The sequence below is a fragment of the Halobacillus salinus genome (genome assembly GCF_004684905.1).
GTDB classification, from domain to species: Bacteria; Bacillota; Bacilli; order Bacillales; family Halobacillaceae; genus Halobacillus; species Halobacillus salinus.
Map to the genome: position 1 here is coordinate 1 of NZ_SRJC01000009.1, position 20478 is coordinate 20478.

At 44.0% G+C, this 20478-nt stretch carries 35 protein-coding genes and 1 rRNA gene; 2 read left to right on the top strand and 34 right to left on the bottom strand.

The genetic code is table 11. The annotated features are described in order from the left end of the window. Nucleotides 1–89, bottom strand: a 16S ribosomal RNA gene (locus E4663_RS18490); the annotation flags it as partial. Between the two features lie 505 nt (nucleotides 90–594). After that, complete coding sequence (locus E4663_RS18495; RefSeq protein WP_135328747.1) at nucleotides 595–816, bottom strand: hypothetical protein; 222 nt, start codon at nucleotides 814–816, stop codon at nucleotides 595–597. Nucleotides 817–934: 118 nt separating this feature from the next. On the opposite strand from E4663_RS18495, the gene pdaB reads away from it, so the two are divergent. Beyond that, the gene (gene pdaB, locus E4663_RS18500; protein WP_241657241.1) at nucleotides 935–1690 is read left to right on the top strand and encodes a polysaccharide deacetylase family sporulation protein PdaB; all 756 of its coding nucleotides are present in this window, start codon (nucleotides 935–937) and stop codon (nucleotides 1688–1690) included. A 28-nt stretch (nucleotides 1691–1718) separates the two neighbouring features. On the opposite strand, the gene E4663_RS18505 is transcribed toward pdaB, so the two are convergent. Beyond that, complete coding sequence (locus E4663_RS18505; protein ID WP_135328749.1) at nucleotides 1719–2309, bottom strand: KinB-signaling pathway activation protein; 591 nt, start codon at nucleotides 2307–2309, stop codon at nucleotides 1719–1721. A 136-nt stretch (nucleotides 2310–2445) separates the two neighbouring features. On the opposite strand from E4663_RS18505, the gene gerD reads away from it, so the two are divergent. Beyond that, entirely contained in the window at nucleotides 2446–3105 is a 660-nt protein-coding gene (gerD, locus tag E4663_RS18510; protein ID WP_079477317.1) for a spore germination lipoprotein GerD, read from the top strand. A 42-nt stretch (nucleotides 3106–3147) separates the two neighbouring features. On the opposite strand, the gene E4663_RS18515 is transcribed toward gerD, so the two are convergent. The 31 genes from E4663_RS18515 to rplP form a co-directional block, all read right to left on the bottom strand. Further along, nucleotides 3148–4197, bottom strand: coding sequence for an Mrp/NBP35 family ATP-binding protein (locus E4663_RS18515; protein ID WP_135328750.1), 1050 nt, complete (start codon nucleotides 4195–4197; stop codon nucleotides 3148–3150). A gap of 81 nt (nucleotides 4198–4278) precedes the next feature. Further along, on the bottom strand, nucleotides 4279–5001 hold the full coding sequence (cwlD, locus tag E4663_RS18520) for an N-acetylmuramoyl-L-alanine amidase CwlD (RefSeq protein ID WP_079477319.1): 723 nt from the start codon (nucleotides 4999–5001) through the stop codon (nucleotides 4279–4281). A gap of 115 nt (nucleotides 5002–5116) precedes the next feature. Further along, a complete protein-coding gene (gene rpsI / locus E4663_RS18525) occupies nucleotides 5117–5509 on the bottom strand; it encodes a 30S ribosomal protein S9 (protein WP_079477320.1) in 393 nt (130 codons plus the stop codon). A 19-nt stretch (nucleotides 5510–5528) separates the two neighbouring features. Then, nucleotides 5529–5966 carry a 50S ribosomal protein L13 gene (gene rplM / locus E4663_RS18530; protein ID WP_079477321.1) on the bottom strand — a complete coding sequence of 146 codons (438 nt, stop codon included), beginning with the start codon at nucleotides 5964–5966 and terminating at the stop codon, nucleotides 5529–5531. A gap of 194 nt (nucleotides 5967–6160) precedes the next feature. Then, on the bottom strand, nucleotides 6161–6916 hold the full coding sequence (gene truA / locus E4663_RS18535; protein WP_079477322.1) for a tRNA pseudouridine(38-40) synthase TruA: 756 nt from the start codon (nucleotides 6914–6916) through the stop codon (nucleotides 6161–6163). 16 nt (nucleotides 6917–6932) lie between these two features. Beyond that, a complete protein-coding gene (locus E4663_RS18540) occupies nucleotides 6933–7730 on the bottom strand; it encodes an energy-coupling factor transporter transmembrane component T family protein (RefSeq protein ID WP_135328751.1) in 798 nt (265 codons plus the stop codon). Then, a complete protein-coding gene (locus tag E4663_RS18545; protein WP_135328752.1) occupies nucleotides 7723–8595 on the bottom strand; it encodes an energy-coupling factor ABC transporter ATP-binding protein in 873 nt (290 codons plus the stop codon). The genes E4663_RS18540 and E4663_RS18545 overlap by 8 nt, the downstream gene beginning before the upstream one ends. Next, nucleotides 8571–9410 carry an energy-coupling factor ABC transporter ATP-binding protein gene (locus E4663_RS18550; RefSeq protein WP_135328753.1) on the bottom strand — a complete coding sequence of 280 codons (840 nt, stop codon included), beginning with the start codon at nucleotides 9408–9410 and terminating at the stop codon, nucleotides 8571–8573. Before E4663_RS18550 ends, E4663_RS18545 begins: the two co-directional genes overlap by 25 nt. A 273-nt stretch (nucleotides 9411–9683) precedes the next feature. Then, a complete protein-coding gene (rplQ, locus tag E4663_RS18555; protein ID WP_079477326.1) occupies nucleotides 9684–10043 on the bottom strand; it encodes a 50S ribosomal protein L17 in 360 nt (119 codons plus the stop codon). Nucleotides 10044–10088: 45 nt separating this feature from the next. Beyond that, nucleotides 10089–11033 carry a DNA-directed RNA polymerase subunit alpha gene (locus E4663_RS18560; RefSeq protein ID WP_079477327.1) on the bottom strand — a complete coding sequence of 315 codons (945 nt, stop codon included), beginning with the start codon at nucleotides 11031–11033 and terminating at the stop codon, nucleotides 10089–10091. Between the two features lie 178 nt (nucleotides 11034–11211). Continuing rightward, nucleotides 11212–11607: a 30S ribosomal protein S11 gene (rpsK, locus tag E4663_RS18565; protein ID WP_079477328.1), complete on the bottom strand. Its 396-nt coding sequence runs from the start codon at nucleotides 11605–11607 to the stop codon at nucleotides 11212–11214. A 28-nt stretch (nucleotides 11608–11635) separates the two neighbouring features. Beyond that, nucleotides 11636–12001 carry a 30S ribosomal protein S13 gene (gene rpsM, locus E4663_RS18570; RefSeq protein ID WP_079477329.1) on the bottom strand — a complete coding sequence of 122 codons (366 nt, stop codon included), beginning with the start codon at nucleotides 11999–12001 and terminating at the stop codon, nucleotides 11636–11638. A gap of 20 nt (nucleotides 12002–12021) precedes the next feature. Next, entirely contained in the window at nucleotides 12022–12135 is a 114-nt protein-coding gene (gene rpmJ / locus E4663_RS18575) for a 50S ribosomal protein L36 (RefSeq protein ID WP_002509257.1), read from the bottom strand. Nucleotides 12136–12162: 27 nt separating this feature from the next. After that, a complete protein-coding gene (gene infA, locus E4663_RS18580) occupies nucleotides 12163–12381 on the bottom strand; it encodes a translation initiation factor IF-1 (RefSeq protein ID WP_035543089.1) in 219 nt (72 codons plus the stop codon). Continuing rightward, on the bottom strand, nucleotides 12359–12694 hold the full coding sequence (locus E4663_RS18585) for a KOW domain-containing RNA-binding protein (RefSeq protein WP_079477330.1): 336 nt from the start codon (nucleotides 12692–12694) through the stop codon (nucleotides 12359–12361). The genes infA and E4663_RS18585 overlap by 23 nt, the downstream gene beginning before the upstream one ends. Nucleotides 12695–12710: 16 nt before the next feature. Continuing rightward, nucleotides 12711–13457 carry a type I methionyl aminopeptidase gene (map, locus tag E4663_RS18590; protein ID WP_079477331.1) on the bottom strand — a complete coding sequence of 249 codons (747 nt, stop codon included), beginning with the start codon at nucleotides 13455–13457 and terminating at the stop codon, nucleotides 12711–12713. After that, nucleotides 13454–14107: an adenylate kinase gene (locus E4663_RS18595; protein ID WP_135328754.1), complete on the bottom strand. Its 654-nt coding sequence runs from the start codon at nucleotides 14105–14107 to the stop codon at nucleotides 13454–13456. Before E4663_RS18595 ends, map begins: the two co-directional genes overlap by 4 nt. Nucleotides 14108–14145: 38 nt before the next feature. Continuing rightward, nucleotides 14146–15435, bottom strand: a complete 1290-nt coding sequence (gene secY, locus E4663_RS18600; RefSeq protein WP_135328755.1) for a preprotein translocase subunit SecY — start codon at nucleotides 15433–15435, stop codon at nucleotides 14146–14148. Beyond that, the gene (rplO, locus tag E4663_RS18605) at nucleotides 15435–15875 is read right to left on the bottom strand and encodes a 50S ribosomal protein L15 (protein WP_079477334.1); all 441 of its coding nucleotides are present in this window, start codon (nucleotides 15873–15875) and stop codon (nucleotides 15435–15437) included. The genes secY and rplO overlap by 1 nt, the downstream gene beginning before the upstream one ends. 29 nt (nucleotides 15876–15904) lie before the next feature. Beyond that, nucleotides 15905–16087, bottom strand: coding sequence for a 50S ribosomal protein L30 (gene rpmD / locus E4663_RS18610; RefSeq protein WP_079477335.1), 183 nt, complete (start codon nucleotides 16085–16087; stop codon nucleotides 15905–15907). Nucleotides 16088–16105: 18 nt separating this feature from the next. Next, a complete protein-coding gene (gene rpsE, locus E4663_RS18615) occupies nucleotides 16106–16603 on the bottom strand; it encodes a 30S ribosomal protein S5 (protein WP_079477336.1) in 498 nt (165 codons plus the stop codon). Nucleotides 16604–16623: 20 nt separating this feature from the next. Further along, the gene (gene rplR / locus E4663_RS18620) at nucleotides 16624–16986 is read right to left on the bottom strand and encodes a 50S ribosomal protein L18 (protein ID WP_079477337.1); all 363 of its coding nucleotides are present in this window, start codon (nucleotides 16984–16986) and stop codon (nucleotides 16624–16626) included. 34 nt (nucleotides 16987–17020) lie between these two features. Further along, nucleotides 17021–17557 (bottom strand): 50S ribosomal protein L6, encoded by a 537-nt coding sequence (gene rplF, locus E4663_RS18625; protein WP_079477338.1) that lies wholly within the window; start codon nucleotides 17555–17557, stop codon nucleotides 17021–17023. A gap of 30 nt (nucleotides 17558–17587) precedes the next feature. Then, nucleotides 17588–17986 carry a 30S ribosomal protein S8 gene (rpsH, locus tag E4663_RS18630; RefSeq protein WP_079477339.1) on the bottom strand — a complete coding sequence of 133 codons (399 nt, stop codon included), beginning with the start codon at nucleotides 17984–17986 and terminating at the stop codon, nucleotides 17588–17590. Between the two features lie 30 nt (nucleotides 17987–18016). Beyond that, a complete protein-coding gene (locus E4663_RS18635; protein WP_079477340.1) occupies nucleotides 18017–18202 on the bottom strand; it encodes a type Z 30S ribosomal protein S14 in 186 nt (61 codons plus the stop codon). A gap of 26 nt (nucleotides 18203–18228) precedes the next feature. Next, nucleotides 18229–18768: a 50S ribosomal protein L5 gene (gene rplE / locus E4663_RS18640; protein WP_079477341.1), complete on the bottom strand. Its 540-nt coding sequence runs from the start codon at nucleotides 18766–18768 to the stop codon at nucleotides 18229–18231. Nucleotides 18769–18794: 26 nt separating this feature from the next. Then, nucleotides 18795–19106: a 50S ribosomal protein L24 gene (gene rplX / locus E4663_RS18645; RefSeq protein ID WP_079477342.1), complete on the bottom strand. Its 312-nt coding sequence runs from the start codon at nucleotides 19104–19106 to the stop codon at nucleotides 18795–18797. A gap of 40 nt (nucleotides 19107–19146) precedes the next feature. Continuing rightward, the gene (gene rplN, locus E4663_RS18650) at nucleotides 19147–19515 is read right to left on the bottom strand and encodes a 50S ribosomal protein L14 (protein WP_079477343.1); all 369 of its coding nucleotides are present in this window, start codon (nucleotides 19513–19515) and stop codon (nucleotides 19147–19149) included. 42 nt (nucleotides 19516–19557) lie between these two features. Continuing rightward, nucleotides 19558–19821, bottom strand: coding sequence for a 30S ribosomal protein S17 (gene rpsQ / locus E4663_RS18655; protein WP_079477344.1), 264 nt, complete (start codon nucleotides 19819–19821; stop codon nucleotides 19558–19560). Between the two features lie 24 nt (nucleotides 19822–19845). Next, nucleotides 19846–20046, bottom strand: a complete 201-nt coding sequence (rpmC, locus tag E4663_RS18660) for a 50S ribosomal protein L29 (protein ID WP_008636054.1) — start codon at nucleotides 20044–20046, stop codon at nucleotides 19846–19848. Beyond that, nucleotides 20036–20470, bottom strand: coding sequence for a 50S ribosomal protein L16 (gene rplP, locus E4663_RS18665; protein WP_027953416.1), 435 nt, complete (start codon nucleotides 20468–20470; stop codon nucleotides 20036–20038). Before rplP ends, rpmC begins: the two co-directional genes overlap by 11 nt. Nucleotides 20471–20478 lie beyond the last annotated feature (8 nt).

Below are 20478 nucleotides of genomic sequence, written 5' to 3' on the forward strand. Positions count from 1 at the left end.
AGGGGATCAGCTCGCTTCCTGCGCTCGACTTGCATGTATTAGGCACGCCGCCAGCGTTCGTCCTGAGCCAGGATCAAACTCTCCATAAAAGTTAAGTTTGACTTGCTCATTTGCACACCGAATGTGCGTTGTTGTCTTTTCTTCACTAAGAAGAAAAAATATTGACGTACTGGTTGGTTCGTTCAGTTTTCAAAGATCAAATTGTGTCTGCTGCGTTAACAGCGACTTTAACATCTTAACATGTTGCCGTTTTTGTTGTCAACAACTTTTTTTAAAATGTTTTTTGTTTTTCGTTGCCGTCGTTTTGGCGACAAGAATAACTTTATCATCGTTCAAACAATAAGTCAACACTTTTTTTGGAGTGTTTTTTCTTTTGTTTTTTGTTGTCTTTGCTTTCCCGACAACGATTAATAATATAGCATATTATAAAAACAGAACGCAATAGTTTTCTCGTATTTTTTATAAATTCTCAGTTCATATAGAAGAAATAACACGTTAACACGCGATTGCATTCCCTTTTATTACAACAGTTAGCGTCCCAACTCTCCCTTCATAATAAAAGGAAAGTCCTGAGCAGATGGACTTTCCTCGGGTTCAGTTATATCTTTTTCTAGCGGGCATATACTGCAAACACTCTTCCCTCGTCGCAAACCTACGGAAAATGTGGTACAACACAACATACCTTTCTTCCATCGCCCGCTTCATCCCTACGTCTATTCTTTGGTCCCCTAAATCGAATGTGATCTCTTCCATTTCTCTTTTCAATAAGTATTGAACTTCCTGTCTTTCCTGGTCATTTATCATAAACCCATACATCACCTAAACCTCCCTCAAGTCCTCACTCTTTATTTTTACCCTTTTTCTATGGTTTTTAGCATAGGTTGTCCTCTTTTTCATATGTATAGAACATATTGGTAGGAAGGAGAGGGCTGTGGTGTTCTATTCTTTGAAGGCTGATCGTTGGAAACGCTATGGTGTTGTAGTTGTTTTATCTCTATTTTGTGCACTCTTTTTATGGATTGGCCGCTTCAACCAACAACCTGTATTCCAAAACAACGGAGAACTTCGGGCATTAAGTCAAGGTAGTGAAGATTTATCATTCGTCGCATTGACCTTTAATATCAGTTGGGGTAGTGATAAGGTCCAGGAGATCTTAAAGCAGCTGGAGGCTCATCAAGTTCAAGCGACCTTTTTCTTAAGTGGTTCTTGGGCGGAGCGTCACCCTGACATAGTGAAAGATATTCATGAAGGGAAACATGAGATCGGGATGATGGGATATGATTATGAAAGTTACTTGGAGATGAAACCTGAGCATGTTAGTCAAGACTTGAACAAAGCAAAGGAAGCATTCGAGAAGCTCGGATTTGAAGACGTCAAATGGATTCGACCTCCACATGGTCATATAGACAAAGAAGTGTTGAAGAGAATTGATGAAGCAGGTCTTCAGGCAGTGCAATGGAGTATCAACCCTAGGGATTGGGAAAACCCGGGAACAAACCAAATCATTGATCAAGTTATGAACAAAGGTTCCAAAGGGGATATTATCCTCATGCATGCTTCCGATTCGGTCAAGCAGACGCCTAAAGCATTGAAAGTAATCCTGCCAGGACTGAAACAGAAAGGACTTGAGTTTGTCAGTATTTCTGAGTTGGTCAGTGGAAGCGAGACGAAAACGACACAAGTAAATTAAAAAACAGGAGGCGATTCCCCTCCTGTTTTTACGCTTCTTGCTTATTAAGACGATGTAACAACAGTAATTGATACGCATTACACGCAAATAATGAAATTACCATTAACCATACGTAATCACTGCTGTCTGCACGCAATGCAGGCACCCATTCCACCGTTGTGACAACGACCATGAAAAACAGGGCAGGCACAAAGGCTTGTGGCTTGGTTTCTTTTGCTTTTACGTAAGCCACGATAAGCGAGAGGCCGAGTAACACGAGAGCCGTCAATATAAACGGCCAAATCGATGCATCGTCCGCTGCCTGGTACCGGAAGTAAATCAAATCAAAAATGGTGAATGCGATGAGAAACCATTGCACAGGAGTCCACAACGAACGGAACATCCCTTTACCGAACTGGTTTACTGTCAAATAAGCAAAGAACCCCATCTGACTGATCACACTGAAAATAAAACCCATTCCTGAGAAAAAAAGAATCAGACCAATTAATTCAACGAATTGAAAAGGCTGAAGAACATCAGCATAGGATTGCTGTTTGAAAACAAAACTAAGAACAAGTGTTAATCCACCACCGATTAACAGAGTGGATAAAAATAACCTCACCCATTTACGACTATTCACGAATGTTCCCCCCTAATAAAAAAACTTCACCATGGTATTTTATCATGAACCCTTGCTTTTTTCCCGCTTCCGCATAATATTTGTCGCCTACGCACATAGTAACGATAAGGAGAATGAAAGAAAGGGGACATGTGTTATGTCCAATTGGCTACGCATCATGTGCCTCCTCCTGTTCATTACCTTATTGACCGCTTGTAGCGGTGGATCAAGTTCAGGAGAGCAATCTGATTATGACGAAACAAAGAAAATGGTTGTCGATATATTAAAGACCGATGATGGTAAAAAAGCGATTACGGAAGTGCTTTCGAATGAAGAAATGCAACAGTCCATGGCTTTAGAGTCGGAGGTCGTTTCTCAGACAGTAAGTGATACCATCGTTTCTGATAAAGGGAAAGAATTTTGGACAAAGCTATTCTCCGATCCAAAATTCGTCCAAGGGTTCAATAAAGTTCTTCAAGATCAACAAAAAGAGTTAATGAAAGGACTTATGAAGGACGCTGAATATCAGAAGCTGATGATTGATTTGTATAGCAATCCAGAAATGATGGAACAAATGGTTACCGTCATGGAAGGACAAAAATTCCGCAAGTATTTAGAAACCACCATAAATGAGACCTTAAACAGTCCCGTATTCGAAGCGAAAATGACAGACACCTTGCTTAAAGCAGCCGAGAAAATGGGGCAAGAAGGAGGATCCAAATCCTCTGGTGAAGGTGGAAGTAGTGGCCAAAGTCAGAGTGGTGGAGGCAGTGGCAGCCAGGACTCTGAACAACAAGGCGGAGGTTCAGGTCAATAAATGTGAAAACGCGCCCCCATCAAATGGGGACGCGTTTTTCTTTTAATATTTATCGATTACTTTCGCCGCCATGTTGCGATAGATGACACCCGTTGGATGATCCGATTGATAAACAGAGGGTGCAAAGATCTCTTCTTCTTCGTATGGTTGTTCTAGAGGAATGTGTCCTAGCACATCCGTCTTCAACGTTTCAGCAAGCTTCACGCCACCGCCTCGGCCAAAGACGAACTCTTTGTTACCCGTTTCTTTACTCTGGAAGTATGCCATATTCTCGACTACACCAAGGATTTCATGTTCCGTCTTCAGTGCCATTTGCCCTGCACGAGACGCAACGAATGCAGCAGTCGGGTGTGGTGTCGTAACGATGATCTCTTTAGATGCAGGGAGCATCGAATGGACATCAAGTGCCACGTCCCCTGTTCCAGGTGGTAAGTCTAATAGTAGGTAGTCCAAGTCGCCCCACTCTACTTCTTTGAAGAAGCTCGTCAACATCTTCCCAAGCATTGGACCACGCCAGATGATTGGAGAGTTATCTTCCACGAAGAAGCCCATGGATACAACTTTTACACCAAAGCGTTCGACAGGAATGATTTTCTCCCCGCGGACTACAGGACGCTCTTCAACACCCATCATATCCGGAACACTGAAACCATAAATGTCTGCATCAATAATGCCGACTTTCTTCCCTAAGCGCGTGAGAGCTACAGCCAAGTTTACGGTTACGGTAGATTTTCCTACGCCACCTTTACCACTGGCAACGGAAATGAATTTGGTTCCTGAATTTCCGCTCAACAATGATTGATCTTGTTGCTCTTCAGCTGGTTGGAACTTCTGAACCACGTCGTCTGATAATTGATCGAAACGCAGTCCAACCGTCGCAGCACCTGCACTCTTCAGTGCGTTCACAATCGTTTGCTGCAATTCCATTTGCTCAGCTGTATTCGTTTTGGAAATGAGAATCTTAACACTTACGTGATTCTTCTCTTCTTTAATCTTTATCTCTTCAACCCCACCGGTCTCTTCTAGCGTTTTATGTAAAAACGGATCTTGGATTCCGTGCAGGATTTCTAGTACTTGTTCTTGTGTAAGCAAGCTAGGTCACCATCCTTAGAAATTGTTTCAACACGGCTAGTATAACATATATGAAACGCTTTCTAAGTGATTTGCTCAGGATCAATTACTGGAAGGATGTTCTCGCTCTGTCACATACCGTAAAACCCCTTGATAAATCGAAGCTGCCATTTTCCGTTGATAATCATCTGATTTCAATAATTCCCTCTCCTCACCGTTCGATAAGAAACCCGCTTCCACTAAAGCGCCAGGTGCATCTACATTTTTCAAAATATAAATATTCGTTAAGCCGAGTGCTTCTCTCGTGGTATTCTCTAAGTTAGATTTGATCTCGGATTGAATGAATTTCGCGAGGTTTTTACTTTCTTCCACATCCGGATTGTAAAACGTTTGTGCTCCTCTCCACTTGTCTGATGGGATCGCATTTAAATGAATACTTAAATAAAAGTCCGCTTCCTTTTCTTTAATGTACTGGACCCGGTTTCTGATATCTTCCGACTTGCGTCTAGACAAACTACCCGCATCTTCGGAGGAAAGGTCGGTATCTTCGTATCGGGTCAAGTAGACAAGTGCTCCCGCTTCTTGGAGATAGTCCTGCAAATAACGAGACATCTGCAACGTAATTTCTTTTTCCTGTGTTCCATCCGTTCCTTCCGCTCCACCATCGGGGCCTCCGTGACCTGGGTCTAGCACAATGACTTTACCTGATAGTGGGGACGACCATTCCGTCCAGGCATCCTTTGCTTCTTGAAGCGGATAAGACACTAGACATACGAGCACGACTACTCCCACTAACCACAAGAACGTTTTCATCTTACGAATCATGTCTCCACACTCCCTTATACTCCCTATAACACTCTATGGGACAAGGTGCGTAGATATGAATCGAAACAAAAAAAGACTCCCAACCGAAGTTGAGAGTCTTTGTATAAAGCGATAATTAACGCTTAGAGAATTGTGGTGCACGACGAGCACCTTTAAGACCGTATTTCTTACGTTCTTTCATACGTGCGTCACGAGTTAGGAGACCAGCACGCTTAAGTGGTGTGCGGTATTCAGGATCTGCTTGTAGAAGCGCACGAGCGATTCCGTGACGGATCGCACCTGCTTGTCCTGTGAATCCTCCACCATGAACGTTTACATGAACGTCATAGTTACCTTCTGTTTCTGTTACAGCAAGAGGCTGCTTCAGAATCATACGAAGAGTTTCATATGGGAAAAAGTCTTCAGCATCACGTTTGTTAATTACGACACGGCCTGTTCCAGGAACAAGACGTACACGAGCTGTTGAGCTCTTACGACGACCAGTGCCGATGTATTGTACTTGTGCCACTCTTAATTACCTCCTTTAATTATCCGCGAAGTTCGTAAACTTCTGGTTGTTGTGCTTCATGCTTGTGTTCAGATCCAGCGTAAACATGAAGTTTCTTGCCCATCTTACGTCCAAGACTTCCTTTTGGAAGCATACCTTTAACAGCAAGTTCTAGCATTTGCTCAGGGTATTTCGTACGCATTTCGTTCGCTGTACGAGACTTCAGTCCACCTACGTGGCTGGAGTGACGATAATAGATCTTATCGTTGATTTTGTTACCAGTTAGTTCGATTTCGCTTGCGTTGATGATAATTACGTGATCACCAGTGTCAACATGTGGTGTGTACGTTGGTTTATTTTTACCGCGAAGGATGGCAGCAACTTCGCTTGCTAAACGGCCAAGTGTCTGTCCTGCAGCGTCGACAACATACCATTTACGTTCCACGTTGTTTTCATTTGCCATGAAAGTTGTGCGCATGTCGGTTTCCCTCCTGAATTGTTAGTTTCTCAAAGCTTCGTTTCAATACTTTATCTCAATACGATTAGTTTCCGGGGCTAATCGTGGTATAGAAATAAAATGCCATAGAATATAATATAACACTCTCAGTCCTGGTGTCAAGAGTATGCACACCAGGAATCGTTGTTTTTTCTACTTTTTATATATAAAAGGCGCTACTCGCCTCGTTCTTCATAGTGAACTTTCCATAAAAACAGCCCGTGTGGGGGAGCTGTCCTGCCTGCGGCTTCGCGATCCACTGCTTCGATTATCGACGGGACTTCCCGGGGGCTTCTATCTCCTCTACCGACCTCTAATAAAGTGCCGACAAGGATACGTACCATGTTGTATAAAAAACCCGATCCTCGGAAGACAAAAGTGATCTCCTGACCATCTTCTGAAATTTCCGCCCGGTAGATCGTACGAACTTTGTCCCCTTTGATATCCGTTTTCGGTGAACAGAAAGAAGTGAAGTCATGCTCTCCTTCAATATAAGAGCAAGCTTCCCTCATCGCCTCGATATCCAGCTCCCCTCTCACATGGTGACGGTACAGCCGCTTAAAAATATCGGGTTCCTTCGCATTCCAAACGAAATAGCGGTACTCTTTACCTGTTGTATCATATCGTGCATGAAAATCAGAAGGGACAGATTCTACACTCTCTACCATGATATCGGCTGGCAACAGTGAAGAAAGGGCACGGCGCCAATTCGATAAAGGAATGGTAAGGTCCGTGTCAAAATGGATTACTTGTCCCTTAGCATGGACACCAGAATCTGTCCTACCTGAAGCAACGACCTTCACTCTCTGCCCTTTGTGCATTTTTCTCAACGCCTTTTCAAGTTCAGCTTGGACCGTGTTTCCATTAGGCTGAATTTGATAGCCGGCATAATGAGTGCCATCATATTGAATTACGCATCGCAAACGCTCCATCCGACTCTCTCCCTGATTAACTTCTTGTTAAAAACAAACCGATAACGACTAAAAGGAATAGAGCGTAGATCATAAAGTCTACTTTCCCTACTTTTAGTTCTCTTAATTTCGTGCGTCCCTCTCCTCCACGGTAACCACGTGCTTCCATGGCCATAGCCAGTTCCTCAGCCCTTTTGAAGGCACTGACGAACAACGGCACTAAGAGAGGCACAATTGCCTTCAGCCGGTCTTTAAATGACCCTGTGCGGAAATCCACACCTCTCGAAGCTTGGGCTTTTGAGATTTTCTCCGTTTCCTGCATCAATGTCGGGATAAACCGAAGCGAGATCGACATCATCAATGCAAGTTCATGAACGGGGAAGCGAATCTTCTTAAGTGGACCGAGCAATTCTTCAATAGCATCTGTAATTTCAATCGGCGTCGTCGTCAACGTCAGCAAAGAGGTTACGAGAATGAGTAAGAAGAAGCGGAGGGAAATAGCTGCCCCTTGTACGACCCCTTCTTCATATATCTTCCATCCTAATAGATTATAAAGGACATCTCCCTCTTTCGTTACGATGAGGTGCAAGAGGAAGGTGAAAATGATAAGGAACCATACAGGCGTAAGTCCCTTCATAATAAAACGGAGGGGGACCTTTGAGCTAGCAGCTGCTGTCACACCAAAAACGGTGAGCAGGCCATAACTCATAACAGAATTAGCAAAAAATACGATCAGAACAAAGAAAAATATGATGGCAATTTTAGACCTTGGATCCATTTTGTGAATAACGGATTCAGCCGGCACATATTGGCCAATGATCATCGAGTTATTCAAGATCGCGGCCCCCTTTCACCATACGGGCCAAGTCCTTTGCTAACTCTGCTACACTCTGCCCTTCATAAGGAAGTCTGATATTCATCTTCTCTTCCACTTTTGCTAAGAATTCTATAACCTCCGGTACGTCTAGCTGCACAGCCTCTAGTGCTTCTTTCTGCTTGAATATTTCAAGAGGCGTGCCTTCCCGGTACATTTCTCCATTGTTCAGGATAATAATGTGGTCGGCATACTTCAGCGCATCTTCCATGCTGTGCGTCACTAGCACGGTTGTGAGTTGTTTCTCTTTATGCAAGTTATGGAACATATCCATAATCTCACGCTGCCCGCTAGGATCAAGACCTGCTGTCGGCTCATCAAGCACTAATACCTCAGGATTCATCGCGAGGACTCCTGAAATGGCCACTCGGCGCATCTGCCCTCCACTCAAATCAAAAGGAGATCGTTCCAACAACTCTTCGCTTAGTCCCGTCGCCCTCACGGCCTCAGTTATTCTTGTTTGAATCTCCTGCTCCTCTACACCGAAATTCTCAGGACCGAAAGCGATATCCTTTGATACGGTCTCTTCGAATAGTTGGTGCTCTGGATATTGGAATACGACTCCGACTTTTTCACGGAGCTCACGAAGACGTTTATTCTTCTTTCCTGCTTCCATATCGTAAGGGCCAACACTCACTCTTCCGCTGGTTGGTTGCATAAGGCCATTCAAATGCTGCAGTAAGGTTGATTTCCCTGATCCTGTATGACCTATAATAGCAACAAATGACCCGGATTGTATCGAGAACGATATATCTTGGAGTGCGCGATGTTCGAATGGACTGCCAGGTTGATATACGTAACTTACTTGGTCGAATGTAATGTCCATAATTCCTCCAACAACTCCTGGTGATTCAATGGCTCACGGGAAATGGTTAAACCAGCATTCATCAATTCATCTGCCAGCTTACTAATAAACGGAGTATCCAAGCCAATATCGATTAACCGATCCTTTTCAGAGAAAATGTCTCTAGGGGTACCTTCCATCCACACTTCTCCATTATTCATGACAATGACTCGGTCTGCCTGTGTCACTTCTTGAAGATCGTGCGTAATGGTAATCAAAGATAGGTTCCTGGCCCCCTGCACGTCACGGATCGTCTGCATGATTTCTTTACGACCTTTCGGGTCAAGCATAGCGGTCGCTTCATCTAAGATGATGTATTTAGGTGAGACGGCCAGCACACTAGCAATCGCTACCCTCTGCTTCTGTCCACCAGATAGCCGGTGAGGCTCTTGGCGTTCATAGTCTGTCATCGATACTGCCTGTAAGCTCTCTCGAATTCGTTCGACCATCAATTCACGAGGCATACCATGGTTCTCCATTCCGAAGGCAACATCGTCTCGTACTGTTGTTCCAACAAACTGATTGTCCGGATTTTGAAAGACCATTCCAACTTGCTTTCGCACATCCCATATAGTATCAGGCTCTACTTTCTGTCCAGATACCAAGATCTCTCCCTCTTGAGGAAATAACAAACCGTTCATCAGTTTTGCGATGGTTGATTTCCCTGAACCGTTATGTCCGATAATCGCCACCCATTCATCAGCGTCGATTTTGAAGCTGACATCTCTCAACACCCAAGGGGCTTCATCATGGTATCGGAAGGAAACATTTCGGAATTCAATTTGGTTCTTTTCCAATTCTTCTCCCCCTCTGCTCAGCTGACTATTTCCCGGGAAATGCGACACCATTTCCCTCTCTCTATCTTATCTATCTACTCAATAACTGACAAAAGAAACCTTATGTTGCATCAAACGTCGAATCTCTATATTTTCATCAGGTATGAAGGGGCTGGCGCCTGGAATCAACCATTCCAAGCGCCCCCGTCTAGTGAGGATAAAATCATAAAAAAAAGGGCTGGATTCAACCTCTAAGAGAGATTCAGTCCTGCCCTTTTCCATCAATGGTATTCATTAAACTAATTCAATGATTGCCATTTTAGCTCCATCACCTTTACGCTCGCCTAGCTTAAGCACGCGAGTGTAACCACCTTGACGGTCTTCATAGCGTGGGCCGATGTCAGAGAATAGCTTTTGCAAAGCTGTCTGATTACCTTCCTCATCAGCGCTTGCGCTGTAAAGGAATGACTCAGCTTGACGACGAGCATGTAGGTCGCCGCGCTTACCAAGTGTGATCATTTTCTCTACAACAGAACGAAGCTCTTTTGCTTTAGCTTCTGTTGTTTCTAAACGTTCATGGATGATCAAGTCTGTCGCTAAGTTACGAAGTAGCGCCATACGCTGATCAGTTGTACGTCCTAGTTTTCTAGCCATTGATAATCCCTCCCTTTTCAGAAACTCTTAGATGTTATCTATCAATTAATCGTCTTTTCTTAAACCTAGTCCAAGTTCATCAAGCTTGTGCTTCACTTCTTCTAGAGACTTACGACCAAGGTTACGGACCTTCATCATGTCCTCTTCTGATTTGTTTGCAAGCTCTTGGACTGTGTTAATCCCCGCACGTTTTAAGCAATTATAAGAACGAACAGAAAGATCAAGCTCTTCGATCGTCATCTCAAGAACTTTTTCTTTTTGGTCCTCTTCTTTTTCGACCATGATTTCTGCTTTTTGAGCTTCATCTGTAAGGCCGACAAAGATGTTGAGGTGTTCCATATAAACTTTTGCTCCAAGAGAGATTGCTTCCTCGGGACGGATACTTCCGTCTGTCCAAACATCTAAAGTGAGTTTATCAAAGTTAGATGTTTGTCCGATTCTAGTGTTCTCGACTTGGTACGTTACACGAGATACAGGCGTAAAGATAGAATCCACTGGAATCACGCCGATTGGTAAATCTTCGTGGTTGTTTCCTTCTGCTGGACGATATCCTCTGCCACGCTCTGCAGTAATACGCATGCGTAAGTTAGCATTGCTATCTAGTGTAGCAATGTGAAGATCCGGATTTAGAACTTCTACATCACTATCGTGCGTAATGTCTGCTGCTGTTACTTTCCCTTGACCCTGAACATCGATTTCCAAAGTCTTTTCTTCTTCGGAGTAAACCTTCAAAGCTAGTTTCTTCAGGTTCAACACGACTGTCGTTACGTCCTCGACTACACCTTCGATGGTTGAGAACTCGTGTAGGACACCGTCGATTTGAACTGATGTTACAGCAGCGCCAGGAAGTGAGGATAAAAGGATACGACGCAAGGAGTTACCTAGAGTTGTACCATACCCACGCTCAAGCGGTTCTACGACGAACTTACCAAAAGTAGAATCATCGTTGATCTCAACCGTCTCAATTTTTGGCTTTTCAATTTCGATCATTACACTAAACCCTCCTTCAAAACGTCGAAACCCCGGTTAGACTCACATGTCTAACCGAAATTCCTCAGGTAGGCAGTTCCGATTAGAGACAACTGCACGTTTTCTCTGTCTAATGCGGTGCTGTTTGAATGCTATCATAACCCATTATAGACAGGGTGACAAATTCTATTCAGAACAATTATACGCGACGACGTTTTGGCGGACGGCAACCGTTGTGTGGTACTGGAGTTACGTCTACGATAGCAGTGATATCAAGACCAGCTGCTTGTAGAGAACGGATTGCTGCTTCACGACCAGCACCAGGGCCTTTTACAGTAACCTCTAGTGACTTCATGCCGTTGTCCATTGCATCTTTGGCAGCAGCTTCAGAGCACATTTGTGCGGCGAATGGAGTAGACTTACGAGAGCCTTTGAAACCAAGTGCACCAGCACTGCTCCAGCTGATTACGTTACCTTGTACATCGGTGATCGTTACGATCGTGTTGTTGAAAGTAGAACGGATGTGAGCCACACCAGTTTCTATATTCTTTTTCACGCGACGCTTACGACTGCGAGTGTTTCCTTTACGTGCCATAGATTAGCTTACCTCCTTTATTGTTTGATTATTTACGTTTGTTTGCAACCGTACGACGTGGTCCTTTACGTGTACGAGAGTTGTTTTTCGTCTTTTGACCGCGAAGTGGAAGACCACGACGGTGACGGATTCCACGGTAGGAACCAATTTCGATTAGACGTTTGATGTTAAGAGAGTTTTCACGGCGAAGGTCACCTTCAACGTTCAACTCGTTTACTACGCTACGGATCTTACCAAGTTCGTCTTCTGTAAGGTCGCGAACGCGAGTATTTCCAGAAACTCCAGCTTCTTCAAGAATATCAGCAGCTAGTGATTTTCCGATACCATATACATAAGTTAGAGAGATCACAACGCGCTTATCGCGTGGGATATCTACACCTGCTATACGTGCCATTGGGTTGCACCTCCTTCAGTTTAGCCTTGTTTTTGTTTATGCTTAGGGTTTTCACAGATAACCATGACTTTACCTTTACGTTTGATGACTTTGCATTTTTCGCAAATTGGTTTTACAGAAGGCCTTACCTTCATCATCCATACCTCCTTTGAGTCGGAGTTTTATTTGTAACGGTACGTAATACGACCCTTAGTTAAATCATAAGGAGAAAGTTCTACCGTTACTTTGTCTCCTGGCAAGATTCGAATAAAGTGCATACGAATTTTACCTGAAACGTGAGCTAAAACGGTATGACCGTTCTCGAGTTCTACCTTAAACTGTGCGTTCGGTAAGGTTTCAACGATCGTTCCTTCTACTTCAATTACATCGTCTTTCGCCATCGAGTTGATCTCCCTTCTTCAAATCAGTCACTAGTTCATTGACATATTTCGAAACAGCAAAGCGTAGTTTGCCGTTTGTGACTCGACCAGTTTCCAGAAGGCTGTTCTGGACCTCCGGAGAGATGAAGTCCATGAGCTCAACATGCTGCATGTTCTTTTTCTTTGGTCGATCATACTTCCTTTTCTCTCCGTCGGCAAGCAGCACAAAGCGGCCATCCAGCACATCGATTACTACAGCGTACTGTCCTGCCTCACGCCCCTGCACAATACGAACAATTTGACCTATTCGCGGACTCGACTCAGATTCGTTCAAATACGATCACCTTCATTTAGGATTTTGTTAATATCTCGTAACCCTCTTCCGTAATCGCAATGGTGTGTTCGAAATGCGCACACATTTTACCATCTCTCGTGACTACAGTCCAATCATCCCCCAGCGTCTTCACATGACGAGACCCTGCGTTCACCATTGGCTCAATAGCCAGAACCATACCGGGCTTCAAACGAGGACCTTTGTTCGGTGGACCATAATGAGGAATCTGAGGGGCCTCATGAAGTTCCTGACCTACGCCGTGTCCTACATACTCACGGACGATCGAATAACCTTCCGATTCAGCATATACTTGAATGGCATGGGATATATTTGAAAGGCGCTCACCAGGCTTTGCTTCATCAAGTCCTTTGAATAAGGAAGTCTCGGTGACTTTCAGCAAATCCATAGTTTCATCATCAACGTCCCCCACTGGATACGTCCAAGCGGAGTCCCCGTGATAGCCTTTATATTTAGCACCAATATCGATGCTTATAATATCTCCATCATTTAACACCCGGTCTCCCGGTATTCCATGGACAAGCTCTTCGTTAACAGAAGCGCAAATACTACCACGGAATCCATTATAACCTTTGAAAGATGGGATTGCATCCATACTGCGTATGAATTCATCAGCAATCTTATCCAATTCTCCAGTAGTTATACCTGGTCGAATCGCTTTCTCTAGTTTTTGGTGCGTTAAGGCCACGATGCGGCCAGCTTCACGCATTATTTCTAATTCCCGTGGTGTCTTACAAATAATCATTCTGATAACTCTCCGAGCTTTTTGTCGATGTCGTTAAATACATCATTGATATCTTTGTCACCTTCGAAAGATGCTAAATAGCCTTTTTCACGGTAGAAGTCTAGTAGAGGCTGAGCCTGTTCTACGTTGACTTCCAGTCGAGTTCTTACGGTTTCCGGCTGATCGTCTTCTCGTTGAATCAACTCAGCACCGTCATGGTCGCATTTCCCTTCTTCTTTAGGAGGGTTGAATACGACATGATAAGTTGCACCGCATGTTGGGCAAATGCGTCGTCCAGTCAGGCGCTCCACGAGTTTATCTTTTGGAACATCGATATGAAGGACATAATCTATTGATTCGTCCATATCTCCAAGAAGATTCTCTAGAGCCTCTGCTTGAGCGATTGTTCTCGGGAAACCATCAAGCAAGAAGCCTTTCTCAGTGTCTGGCTTACTTAGACGCTCTCGAACGATTCCGATCGTTACTTCGTCCGGAACCAATTCGCCTTTGTCCATATAAGATTTGGCCTCTTTGCCAAGTGCTGTTCCTTCTTTGATTGCTAGACGGAACATATCTCCAGTTGAGATATGAGGGATGTCGTATTTTTCGACTATCTTCTCTGCCTGAGTACCTTTCCCGGCACCAGGAAGACCCATCAGAATTAAATTCAATGCGTTCCCCTCGCTCTCATGTCATTAGTTTTCACTAATTATTTGATAAAGCCTTTGTAGTGGCGTTTTACTAACTGACTTTCCAGCTGTTTCATCATTTCAAGGGCAACCCCCACCACGATGAGTAAGCTCGTTCCTCCGATTTGAACGGAAGGTGGCAATCCAGCCACATTACCAAGGATCAATGGAAGAATTGCTACAGCTGCCAAGAATAGGGACCCTACGAACGTCAAACGATACATAACACGAGTTAGATACGTTTCTGTGTTCGCTCCTGGACGAATTCCAGGAATGTAGCCGCCTTGCTTCTTCAAGTTCTCTGCCATTTGCTCTGGATTAACCTGAACAAATGTATAGAAATACGTGAAGGCAATAATAAGAGCCACATAGATCACCATTCCAGGCCAGTTTTGATAGTTAAAGATATATTCAATAACAGAGGCTACTGGGCCTTCAAAGAATCCAGCTACAGTTCTCGGTGCGATAATGAATGAAATCGCAAAGATGACTGGAATAACCCCTGCTGCGTTCACTTTAAGCGGTAAGTGAGTAGAGTGCCCACCTACAGGCGAGCGGTTCACTAAACGCTTCGCATACTGGATAGGAATCTTACGAAGGGCTTGTTGGATGAAGATGACACCCACAACAACCGCAACGATTACAAGCAAGATCAGACCAATGATAACTAAGTTGATGAATAGTTGGTCTCCGGCGTCGGAGATATACTGATCATACAACTGGTTCACACCGTTCGGGATCGCTGCTACGATTCCTGCGAAAATGAGAATAGAAATTCCATTTCCGACACCGTGTGCAGTGATTTGCTCACCAAGCCACATTAGGAATGCTGTTCCACCCGTTAAGACAAGCGCAATAGCGGCGAACTTGGCAACGCCAGGGTTCTGGATCAATTGACCTTGCGCCATAGCGTTAAAACCAATGGACATTCCGATCGCTTGGATAAGAGCTAAAACAATCGTTCCATAGCGGGTAAACTGAGCTAATTTTCGACGGCCCACTTCCCCTTGCTTCTTCCATTCCGCAAACTTAGGAACTACATCCATCTGTAACAATTGCATGATGATGGAGGCAGTAATGTAGGGCATGATCCCCATAGCAAAGATGGAGAAGTTCTGTAATGCCCCGCCTCCAAACGTATTCAAGAAACCGAACGCATTCTGTTCATTCATGAATGTGATCGCATCTCGGTTTGTAAAGGGTACAGGGATAAATGTTCCTAAACGGAAAACGACAAGCATCAAAAGAGTGAAGATGATTTTCCGTCGAATATCACCCACGCGCATAAAATTGGAGATTGTCCGGAACATTAAATCACCTCAGTTTGACCGCCCGCTGCTTCGATTGCTTCTTTAGCTGAAGCAGAGAACTTGTGAGCTTTCACTGTAAGTTTCTTTTCGACAGAACCTTTAGCTAGTACTTTGATGCCAGCTTTCTCTTTGCTTACAACACCAGTTTCAAGTAGTAGCTCAGGTGTAACCTCAGTACCCTCTTCGAAACGGTTGAGAGCGTCAAGGTTAACAATCGCAAATTCCTTACGGTGAACGTTAGTGAAACCACGCTTCGGAAGGCGTTGGAATAGTGGCATTTGGCCACCCTCAAAACCTGGACGAGTCTTGCTGCCAGAACGTTGTCCTTGACCTTTGTGACCACGGCCAGATGTCTTACCGTTACCAGTAGCCATACCACGACCTACGCGATTACGCTCTTTACGAGTACCTTTAGCAGGTTTAAGTTCATGCAGTTTCATGCGAGCACCTCCTTATTTGTAATCTTAACTTATACTTCCTTAACCGATACAAGGTGAGATACCTTTTCAGCCATACCTCGGATCGCTGGGTTATCTTCAAGTACGACAGTTTGACGGATCTTCTTCAGACCTAGCGCCTTGACAGTAGAGCGCTGATCTTGCGGTCTACCAATAACACTGCGCGTGAGGGTAATTTCTAACTTTTTAGCCATTGTATTTCCCTCCTTATTTTACAGTTCTTCGACAGTCTTCCCACGAAGTTTTGCAACGTCTTCAGCGCGCTTAAGCTCGCTAAGTCCAGTTAGTGTCGCACGTACCATGTTAATTGGTGTGTTTGAACCAAGTGACTTAGATAGAATGTCTTGAACACCTGCAAGCTCAAGTACCGCACGGACAGGTCCACCTGCGATAACTCCAGTACCTTCAGCAGCTGGTTTCATCAGGATGTTACCCGCACCGAAACGACCGTTGATTTCGTGTGGGATCGTCGTACCTTTAACAGGTACTGTGATTAGATTTTTCTTCGCATCATCAATAGCCTTTTTGATAGCTTCTGGGACCTCTTGGGCTTTCCCTGTACCGAAGCCAACATGACCATTTTTATCTCCTACTACAACCAATGCAGCAAAACGGAAACGACGTCCACCTTTAACTACTTTTGCAACACGGTTGATCGTAACTACGCGTTCTTCAAGATCTAGTTTGTTAGGGTCGATGTTTGTATTCATTTATGTCCCTCCTTTAACGATTAAAATTCCAGGCCGGCTTCGCGAGCCGCTTCTGCTAGGGCTTCTACACGTCCATGATACAAGTAACCACCGCGGTCGAATACAACAACTTTATATCCGTTGTCGATTGCACGCTTAGCTACCATCTCACCGACTTTTTGAGCTGCTTCAACGTTACCAGTTACATCAAGATCGAAACCGTTGTCGACTGTAGATGCGCTAGCCACTGTTACTTGGCTTTCATCATCGATAAGTTGAGCGTAAATGTGTTTGTTAGAGCGATATACGTTCAAACGTGGACGTTCAGCTGTGCCGAAGACGTTTTTACGAACACGTGCATGACGCTTTTTACGCACGACATTTTTATCTGCCTTACTAATCATTCGGGTCACTCCTTTCTTATACATTACCTAAGCCTTACTTAGCTGTTTTACCTTCTTTTCTGCGTACATGTTCGTTCTCGTAACGAATTCCTTTACCTTTATAAGGCTCTGGAGGACGAATCGCGCGAATGTTAGCAGCTACTGCGCCAACAAGCTCTTTATCGATTCCTTTAACCGTTACTTTTGTTTGGGTAGGAACTTCGATTTCGATACCTTCGCGTTTTTCTACCTCTACAGGGTGGGAGTAACCAGCGTTGATGACAACTTGGTCTCCTTGTTTTTGAGCACGGTAACCTACACCGATGATTTCAAGGCTCTTCTCATAACCTTTAGTAACACCTTCAACCATGTTACCGATCAGGCTGCGGGTAGTACCATGAAGAGCACGGTGTTCTTTATGGTCACTAGGGCGAGCGACGGAAAGAACGTTGTCTTCAATTGTCACCGTAATGTCCTGGTGGAACTCACGAGTAAGTTCACCTTTAGGACCTTTTACTGTGATTGTATTGTTATCCTGAACGATTTCAACACCTTCAGGAATTTCAAGTGATTTTAATCCTACGCGAGACATATTGTTGCACCTCCTGTCTTATCTGTTTTATTACCAGATGTAAGCTAGAACTTCGCCACCGATGGCTTGTTCGCGAGCTTCTTTATCTGTTAGTACACCTTTTGATGTGGATACGACTGCTACACCAAGACCGTTAAGAACTTTAGGAAGTTCTTCAGCTTTAGCGTAAACACGTAGACCAGGCTTACTGATACGTTTCACACCAGTGATTACACGCTCGTTGCTTTGTCCGTACTTAAGGAAGATGCGAAGGACACCTTGTTTGCTGTCTTCAACAAATTCATAATCACGTACAAAACCTTCACGCTTAAGGATATCAGCGATTTCTTTCTTTACGTTGGAAGCTGGAAGCTCAAGCTTCTCGTGACGCACCATGTTAGCGTTACGAATACGCGTTAGCATATCTGCAATTGGATCTGTCATTGTCATAACTCATTTACCTCCTTCCCTAAATCGGGTTTACCAGCTGGCTTTTTTGACACCAGGGATTTGTCCTTTATATGCAAGTTCACGGAAACAAATACGGCAAAGCTTAAACTTACGAAGTACAGAGTGTGGACGTCCGCAACGTTCACAGCGTGTATATTCACGTACTTGGTACTTCTGTTTACGCTTCTGTTTCGCGACCATTGATTTTTTAGCCACTATTTTCCCTCCTTATCGTTAGCTCATTATTTTTGGAACGGCATACCGAATTGAGCTAATAGTTCACGGGATTCTTCGTCAGAGTCAGCAGTAGTAACGATGACGATATCCATACCACGTACTTTATTTACTTTATCGTAATCAATCTCTGGGAAAATCAATTGTTCTTTTACACCTAGCGTGTAGTTTCCACGGCCATCAAAAGCTTTCTTAGAGATACCACGGAAGTCGCGTACACGCGGAAGGGATACAGCGATCAGTTTCTGGAAGAATTCGTACATGCGCTCACCACGAAGGGTAACCTTCGCACCGATTGGCATGCCTTCACGTAGACGGAAACCTGCGATAGATTTCTTCGCTTTCGTGATCATTGGCTTCTGACCAGTAATCATTGTTAGTTCTTCTACTGCTGTGTCTAGTGCTTTCGCGTTTTGAACAGCGTCACCTACACCCATGTTGACAACGATTTTCTCAACTTTAGGTGTTTGCATGATTGAATCATAGTTGAATTTGTTCATCAAAGAAGGAACAATTTCTTCTTGATATTGTTTCTTTAGTTCGTTCATCGTGTGGCCCTCCTTTCATCTATGGGTTATTTGTCTAGTGCTTCACCAGATTTTTTCGCGATACGAACTTTCTTGTCGCCCTCAACTTTGTACCCAACACGTGTTGGTTCACCAGTTTTCGGGTCAATTGGCATTACGTTAGAAACGTGAATCGCAGCTTCTTGTGTTAGGATTCCACCTTGTGGGTTCTCCTGAGAAGGTTTCGAGTGCTTTTTCACTTCGTTGACACCTTCAACAAGAACACGATCGTTCTTTGGATAAGCTTCAAGGACTGTTCCTTGTTTGCCTTTATCCTTACCAGTAATAACCATTACTTTGTCACCTTTTTTTACGTGCATTCTTCGCGCACCTCCTTGACAAGGCATTTTCAATTCGAAATTACAATACTTCTGGAGCTAGAGAAACGATCTTCATGAACTTAGCTTCACGAAGTTCACGAGCTACCGGTCCAAAGATACGAGTACCGCGTGGTCCTTTATCATCACGGATGATTACGGCTGCGTTCTCATCAAAACGGATATAAGAACCATCTTTGCGGCGCATACCGCTCTTAGAACGTACGATAACGGCTTTTACTACTTCACCTTTTTTAACAACGCCCCCTGGTGTTGCCTGTTTCACTGTCGCAGTGATGACATCACCAATGTTCGCAGTCTTACGGCCTGATCCACCCAAGACTTTGATCGTTTGGATTTCACGGGCACCAGAGTTATCTGCAACTTTCAGACGACTTTCCTGTTGAATCATACCATGTAACCTCCCTTCGGAATCAATCCGAGCGAACTTGAATTAGATAATAACAGACTCTTCAACAACTTCGATAAGACGGAAACGTTTAGACGCTGATAGCGGACGAGTTTCCATGATGCTTACGATGTCACCATTTTTAGCTTGGTTGTTTTCGTCATGTGCTTTGAACTTTTTAGAGTACTTTACACGCTTGCCGTAAAGCTTGTGGAACTTATAAGTTTCTACTAAAACGGTAATTGTTTTGTCCATTTTGTCGGATACAACGCGTCCAGTATAAACCTTACGATTATTACGTTCAGTCATGTGAGGGTGACCTCCTCTCATCTATTAGTTATTTACACCTAGCTCACGTTCACGAGCAACAGTTTTCATACGTGCGATAGACTTGCGAACTTCGCGAATACGCGCTGTGTTCTCAAGTTGACCTGTTGCCAGTTGGAAACGTAGGTTAAAAAGCTCTTCTTTAAGAGATTTTACTTTTTGTTCAATTTCGGCAGTGGTTAATTCACGGATTTCATTAGCCTTCATTGATTTCACCACCAATTTCTTCACGTTTTACGAATTTCGTACGGATCGGCAGTTTGTGAGAAGCAAGACGCAATGCTTCGCGCGCAACCTCTTCAGATACACCTGCGATCTCGAACATGATTTTCCCTGGTTTCACAACAGCTACGAAACCTTCTGGAGCACCTTTACCGGAACCCATACGTACTTCTAGGGGCTTAGCAGTATAAGGCTTGTCAGGGAAGATTTTAATCCAGACTTTACCGCCACGTTTCATATAACGAGTCATCGCGATACGCGCTGCCTCGATTTGACGGGCTGTAATCCATGCTGGGTCGATTGCTTGCAATCCATACTCACCGAAAGCTACTTCAGTGCCGCCTTTAGCGCGACCTTTTAAGCTAGTACGGTGTTGACGACGATACTTAACACGTTTTGGCATTAACATAATGCTGT

What these genes read in the sequence shown, in the direction of transcription:
- E4663_RS18495 (WP_135328747.1), bottom strand. Translation starts at nt 816, where the DNA reads ATGTATGGGTTTATGATAAATGACCAGGAAAGACAGGAAGTTCAATAC.
- gerD (WP_079477317.1), top strand. Translation starts at nt 2,446, where the DNA reads ATGTCCAATTGGCTACGCATCATGTGCCTCCTCCTGTTCATTACCTTA.
- cwlD (WP_079477319.1), bottom strand. Translation starts at nt 5,001, where the DNA reads ATGATTCGTAAGATGAAAACGTTCTTGTGGTTAGTGGGAGTAGTCGTG.
- rplM (WP_079477321.1), bottom strand. Translation starts at nt 5,966, where the DNA reads ATGCGCACAACTTTCATGGCAAATGAAAACAACGTGGAACGTAAATGG.
- truA (WP_079477322.1), bottom strand. Translation starts at nt 6,916, where the DNA reads ATGGAGCGTTTGCGATGCGTAATTCAATATGATGGCACTCATTATGCC.
- E4663_RS18545 (WP_135328752.1), bottom strand. Translation starts at nt 8,595, where the DNA reads ATGGACATTACATTCGACCAAGTAAGTTACGTATATCAACCTGGCAGT.
- rplQ (WP_079477326.1), bottom strand. Translation starts at nt 10,043, where the DNA reads ATGGCTAGAAAACTAGGACGTACAACTGATCAGCGTATGGCGCTACTT.
- E4663_RS18560 (WP_079477327.1), bottom strand. Translation starts at nt 11,033, where the DNA reads ATGATCGAAATTGAAAAGCCAAAAATTGAGACGGTTGAGATCAACGAT.
- rpsK (WP_079477328.1), bottom strand. Translation starts at nt 11,607, where the DNA reads ATGGCACGTAAAGGAAACACTCGCAGTCGTAAGCGTCGCGTGAAAAAG.
- rpsM (WP_079477329.1), bottom strand. Translation starts at nt 12,001, where the DNA reads ATGGCACGTATAGCAGGTGTAGATATCCCACGCGATAAGCGCGTTGTG.
- rpmJ (WP_002509257.1), bottom strand. Translation starts at nt 12,135, where the DNA reads ATGAAGGTAAGGCCTTCTGTAAAACCAATTTGCGAAAAATGCAAAGTC.
- infA (WP_035543089.1), bottom strand. Translation starts at nt 12,381, where the DNA reads ATGGCGAAAGACGATGTAATTGAAGTAGAAGGAACGATCGTTGAAACC.
- map (WP_079477331.1), bottom strand. Translation starts at nt 13,457, where the DNA reads ATGATTATTTGTAAGACACCACGGGAATTAGAAATAATGCGTGAAGCT.
- secY (WP_135328755.1), bottom strand. Translation starts at nt 15,435, where the DNA reads ATGTTCCGGACAATCTCCAATTTTATGCGCGTGGGTGATATTCGACGG.
- rplO (WP_079477334.1), bottom strand. Translation starts at nt 15,875, where the DNA reads ATGAAACTGCATGAACTTAAACCTGCTAAAGGTACTCGTAAAGAGCGT.
- rpmD (WP_079477335.1), bottom strand. Translation starts at nt 16,087, where the DNA reads ATGGCTAAAAAGTTAGAAATTACCCTCACGCGCAGTGTTATTGGTAGA.
- rpsE (WP_079477336.1), bottom strand. Translation starts at nt 16,603, where the DNA reads ATGAATACAAACATCGACCCTAACAAACTAGATCTTGAAGAACGCGTA.
- rplR (WP_079477337.1), bottom strand. Translation starts at nt 16,986, where the DNA reads ATGATTAGTAAGGCAGATAAAAATGTCGTGCGTAAAAAGCGTCATGCA.
- rplF (WP_079477338.1), bottom strand. Translation starts at nt 17,557, where the DNA reads ATGTCTCGCGTAGGATTAAAATCACTTGAAATTCCTGAAGGTGTTGAA.
- rpsH (WP_079477339.1), bottom strand. Translation starts at nt 17,986, where the DNA reads ATGACAATGACAGATCCAATTGCAGATATGCTAACGCGTATTCGTAAC.
- rplE (WP_079477341.1), bottom strand. Translation starts at nt 18,768, where the DNA reads ATGAACGAACTAAAGAAACAATATCAAGAAGAAATTGTTCCTTCTTTG.
- rplX (WP_079477342.1), bottom strand. Translation starts at nt 19,106, where the DNA reads ATGCACGTAAAAAAAGGTGACAAAGTAATGGTTATTACTGGTAAGGAT.
- rplN (WP_079477343.1), bottom strand. Translation starts at nt 19,515, where the DNA reads ATGATTCAACAGGAAAGTCGTCTGAAAGTTGCAGATAACTCTGGTGCC.
- rpsQ (WP_079477344.1), bottom strand. Translation starts at nt 19,821, where the DNA reads ATGACTGAACGTAATAATCGTAAGGTTTATACTGGACGCGTTGTATCC.
- rpmC (WP_008636054.1), bottom strand. Translation starts at nt 20,046, where the DNA reads ATGAAGGCTAATGAAATCCGTGAATTAACCACTGCCGAAATTGAACAA.
- rplP (WP_027953416.1), bottom strand. Translation starts at nt 20,470, where the DNA reads ATGTTAATGCCAAAACGTGTTAAGTATCGTCGTCAACACCGTACTAGC.